The organism is Bartonella sp. OC68QHHN, from assembly GCF_042193875.1.
Classification (GTDB): Bacteria; Pseudomonadota; Alphaproteobacteria; order Rhizobiales; family Rhizobiaceae; genus Bartonella; species Bartonella grahamii_A.
The window spans coordinates 1-4,371 of the sequence record NZ_JBHIME010000060.1 but is presented as its reverse complement, the minus strand read 5'-3'; the positions used below and the strand labels follow the sequence as shown (position 1 = coordinate 4,371).

Below are 4,371 nucleotides of genomic sequence, written 5' to 3'. Positions count from 1 at the left end.
ATTTCATCAGAATTTATAAGAATTGGATTTTCCATAATTTCTCCTCCCTAACGCCTCTTGGCAATTGTTTGTGTGTGGTTTGTATAATTACTTGTATAACTATAATTATAAAATAGCAAGTAAAAAATTATAAAAAGTTATATTTTTTATAAAAAATATTATAATATTTTGCTGAATAAGAGGGGAGGATAATTAGCGATAAGTCCGAATCATCTTGCTGTAAGAACTTATTGGCAAAATAGCAAATATCTCTCCAACCCACACAATTTTAACATTCTTAATAGGTAAGGCATTCCAAGAAAGCAGATCTATTTCACCATTCATGCCCCTGCTAATCTGCTTTATATATCTTTTATTATCATGTGTTAAAATAACGGCTTCTTTGCCAAAAAAGGATTCTATTGTTTTAATTTGGCGCCGTCTTACGATAACCATATCTCCATCTTTATAGGCTGGAATCATAGAATCTCCTTTAACTTCAAAAGCAACCATATCATCAGGTAAAGCAAAAGGAATTTCTACTTGTTCAAGACCATCTTCAGGAATTTGTTCAAAACTTGGATCTATCTGTGTTCCTGCTCCAATATACCCCATAAGAGGAACAAAAGTTGTTAAGTGATTGTCCCCTTTTAGTTCTTTATATAATTCTAAAATGGCATCTCGATTAGAGCCACGTGGATCAGAATCTTTTAACCACTTAGACACCGAAGCTTGTGTTACGTTTAGCCGTTTGGCTACATCTTCTTGCGTTAAGTTAAACTCGGTCAAAATCTTTTTTAATGTGCTTATGATATTAGATTTATTACTCATACTTCTGCTTACCTTATTTTTTTATCGTTGATAAAGATAATTTTCATTGACTTTATATAACTATAATTATATGAATAAAATAAGACAGAGCTGTAATTGGAGCTTGTAAATGGATCAACGAGAAGATTTTAAGAATTTGACTAAGTCAATACGGGGAAAATTTAATTGGACACAATCAGAAATGGCGAAAATGCTTGGTGTAACTCAAGCAGCTGTTTGCAAGTGGGAAAAAAGAGGATCTATCTCCGTAATAAATTATTTAAAGCTGCAAAAGTTGAAGGATAGTTCTAGCTCTAGTTCTGCTTTTATTGCTGCTCCTACAGATAATAACAAACATCAACAGCATCCTTCACACTCTTAAAGAAGAAAGATCATGAGAAACGGAATATTGAAGAAACTCTACACACGGATTTGTAGATTAATCGGTTGCAATATGAAAATTGAGAATGGAGATAAGTTTGTGAAAGAATTTATACAAATACCGGATCGTGATTGTAGCATAGAAGATCTTATAAAACGACATAGAACTCATACAAAAGTTCTTGCAAAACAAGAAGAATGGCATAAGTCACAATTTGATAGTTGGATGAGATGGCATGAAGCAACTCTTGCAGAGCGAGATAAGTCAATTGAACAACAGCAAGTAGTACTTGAAAACCTATCCTCTTTAATTAAGCAAAAAAATGAAACGCTATACAGCCAAAGGCTAAAGTTAGCTTCACAGATGAAAGTTATTGATGAATTAAATAATAAAATCACTGAGTTAATCAACAAAAAAGAAGAACCGAGATTGATCGATTTTGTTTTTGCAGGAGAAGTTTTTTAACTTGCGTCATTTGAGCCACAAATGAGGATTGTTAATTAACAATGAATCATTGCGAGGTTCCTTTTTCAAAAACATTTTTGCAAGACAAGCAATCACAACGCGCCCTGTCATAGCGTGCAGATAAATATGTAAAAGCTCTAATATGAAGAAAGAAAGTAAAGATGGATTATGGTTTAGCGGCAATTATTATACTTTTTACGACCAATGTAATTACGGTTTTTTGTTTGTGGGCCTATCGTAAAGTTTTTTATTTATATCGTAAAAAAGAGCAAAGCTATGTAAATGTTTTGCAAAAATCATATTATACTTTTTATATTTTGAAAGATTTAATACAGGAAATAGGTTTTCCAGAAGGCTGTACAATCGTTTTTAATAATTCTGATTGGAATTTTTCTTTTGATGAAAACAACCATTTAATAGCCAAAAATTCTTTAGGACCAGAATTGTCGATAAAGATGCATGGCGACACAAAATATTTCAAAGAAAACTCTCAAAAAATTTTTGAAAAACACAATCGGTCCAAACATTGAATGTAACGAGATGAGGCATGCAGTGTATTTTTGAATTGAGTGAGTTCATTTTTTTTAATTTATGACTAAACGCTCTGTCATAGCGCACATATAAATACGTAGAGCCTTAAGGGGGGATTATGATCACTCACGCACAAACCATTTTATGTCTTGATCTAGGGACCAAGACAGGCTGGGCGATATGCAGTGCTGATGGTCATATAACAAGCGATACAGAGCATTTTCAATCACGTCGTTTTGAAGGCGGTGGTATGCGTTATTTACGCTTTAAACGGTGGCTAACTGAACTAAAGAGGTCTGTTGATGAAATTGACGCGGTGTATTTTGAAGAGGTGCGCCGGCATGTGGGTACAGACGCTTCTCATGTTTACGGGGGTTTTTTAGCAACCTTAACAGCTTGGTGTGAACATCATCAGATACCGTATGAAGGCATTCCTGTTGGCACAATTAAGAAGGCAACGACAGGAAAAGGAAATGCCTCAAAAGAAGAAATGATTAAGGCGGTATGTGCAAAAGGGCATACGCCTAAAGACGACAACGAAGCAGATGCTTTAGCAATTTTATATTTAATAAAAGAAGGGGAAACCACTAATGTCAAATAAAAACCAATGGATAAAAATTAATGTAGAAAAATGGCTTCTTGATCTCGCTGATTTACCTCCTACTGAAGGCAATATTTACATGAGGTTGCGATTAAAAATGTTACACACTGGGAAGCCTCTTACAAACAATTTACGAGCCTTGTCCTCATTAGCTCGCTGTTCAATTGACGAGCTTGATGATGCGCTAGATCTCTTAGCTGAAACTGGACACATCTTTCTTTTTGACGACAACCACATCTGGAGTCCAGATGTTGAAGAAGAGCTGAAGAACAACAATCAACAATCAGAAATCGCATGGCATAAGCACAGGGAGGACAAAGAGAATGTCCAGTAAATTACCGTGGACGAGGCTTTTTGCAGATAGGTGGGCAGTAGTTGTCGATTATTTACCTCCTGTAGAAGGTAATATCTATATGAGATTGCGGTTTCGCATGCTTCGTACTGGTGAACCTCTTTTTTGTAACATTAAAGTTTTGTCTCATTACACTGGTTATTCAGTAAAGAAATTTGAGACAGCTTTGAATGTTTTGCTAGAAGAAGGATATATTATTCGTTTAGCAGATGGTCGTTTATGGAATCTCGATGTTGAAGAAGAACTCAACAACCTCAATGAAGAAGAACCAGATAATTTTGCCTTTAATAATAATGAAGAAAGGGAGGTGAAGTATGTCAACTAAGTTGCCATGGACGAGGCTTTTTGCAGACAAGTGGCTTCTTGATCTTGCTTGTTTACCCGCAATTGAAGGCAATGTTTATATGCGATTGCGATTGCAAATGTTGCGCACTAGAGAGTCTCTTGTAAATGATGCGCAAATATTATCTCATTTTACGTGTTGTTCAGTAAAAAGATTTCAGAAGGCATTAGATTACTTATTTAGATCTGGACATATTGTTCTTTCAGAAGATGGTCATTTGTGGTGTCCAGATGTTGAAGAAGAATTAAAAAATTCAGACGAAACTTTAAATAAGTTTGCAGAAAGAGCAGCAAAAGCCGCCAATACGAGGAAACATAAAAATCAAGAAGATTCTTTAAGAAAGCCTCAAGATTCTTTAAGAAGTCTTGAAGATTCTTCAAGATGTCTTCAAGATTCTTCAAGAGGGTACATTAACAATAACAATAACATATATAATAANTTTGAACCTAATTTGCAATACGCAATCGATCAAGGATTAACGCATGATGAGGCGCTGTTAGAAACCGAACGGTTCACAAATTACTGGATAGCAAACCCAGGTAAAAATGCAAACAAACGAGATTGGCAAAGGACTTGGTACAATTGGGTCACAAGCCCTATCGGAACGCTAGCAAAGAAAAAAGCAAGATTAGAACAGGAAAAACGGTTAGGTGGTTATCATGGAAAATTCACTCAGAAAACTTTCACAGAACAGCTTGCAGAAGGCTTCAACGAACTCAGAGATCATCTCTCATCTGGAGAAGATTATGGAAATGATCAGTCCGGGGTATCCATTGACGCTGAAAGCTGGGAATACATTGACCAAACAGGAGGAGGAACAAACCTTGGATGCTTGCAATCGTCTACAAGCGTTGCTCTCTGTGAAAGCTTCAGTTAAGCAAATTGAGCAAGCTTCTTTCCTACTCTCA

7 protein-coding genes and 1 pseudogene are annotated in these 4,371 nt (G+C 35.6%); 7 read left to right on the top strand and 1 reads right to left on the bottom strand.

From position 1 onward, the window contains the following. Positions 1–192 precede the first annotated feature (192 nt). On the bottom strand, positions 193–810 hold the full coding sequence (locus ACFIJ0_RS07160; RefSeq protein ID WP_375622548.1) for a S24 family peptidase: 618 nt from the start codon (positions 808–810) through the stop codon (positions 193–195). A gap of 109 nt (positions 811–919) precedes the next feature. Here ACFIJ0_RS07160 and ACFIJ0_RS07155 point away from each other — a divergent pair, with 109 nt between their 5' ends. The 7 genes and pseudogenes from ACFIJ0_RS07155 (at position 920) to ACFIJ0_RS07125 (ending at position 4,340) form a co-directional block, all read left to right on the top strand. After that, positions 920–1,171 (top strand): helix-turn-helix transcriptional regulator, encoded by a 252-nt coding sequence (locus tag ACFIJ0_RS07155; protein ID WP_375622550.1) that lies wholly within the window; start codon positions 920–922, stop codon positions 1,169–1,171. 72 nt (positions 1,172–1,243) lie between these two features. After that, positions 1,244–1,636, top strand: a complete 393-nt coding sequence (locus ACFIJ0_RS07150) for a hypothetical protein (RefSeq protein ID WP_375622552.1) — start codon at positions 1,244–1,246, stop codon at positions 1,634–1,636. Between the two features lie 161 nt (positions 1,637–1,797). Further along, complete coding sequence (locus ACFIJ0_RS07145; RefSeq protein ID WP_375613947.1) at positions 1,798–2,166, top strand: hypothetical protein; 369 nt, start codon at positions 1,798–1,800, stop codon at positions 2,164–2,166. A 119-nt stretch (positions 2,167–2,285) separates the two neighbouring features. Beyond that, the gene (locus ACFIJ0_RS07140) at positions 2,286–2,768 is read left to right on the top strand and encodes a crossover junction endodeoxyribonuclease RuvC (RefSeq protein ID WP_375622554.1); all 483 of its coding nucleotides are present in this window, start codon (positions 2,286–2,288) and stop codon (positions 2,766–2,768) included. Next, the gene (locus tag ACFIJ0_RS07135) at positions 2,758–3,102 is read left to right on the top strand and encodes a DUF1376 domain-containing protein (RefSeq protein WP_375613934.1); all 345 of its coding nucleotides are present in this window, start codon (positions 2,758–2,760) and stop codon (positions 3,100–3,102) included. The genes ACFIJ0_RS07140 and ACFIJ0_RS07135 overlap by 11 nt, the downstream gene beginning before the upstream one ends. Next, positions 3,092–3,382: pseudogene (locus ACFIJ0_RS07130) on the top strand (DUF1376 domain-containing protein); the annotation flags it as partial. The gene ACFIJ0_RS07135 and the pseudogene ACFIJ0_RS07130, both read left to right, overlap by 11 nt. Positions 3,383–3,434: 52 nt before the next feature. After that, complete coding sequence (locus tag ACFIJ0_RS07125; RefSeq protein WP_375661443.1) at positions 3,435–4,340, top strand: hypothetical protein; 906 nt, start codon at positions 3,435–3,437, stop codon at positions 4,338–4,340. The last annotated feature ends 31 nt before the right edge of the window (positions 4,341–4,371 follow it).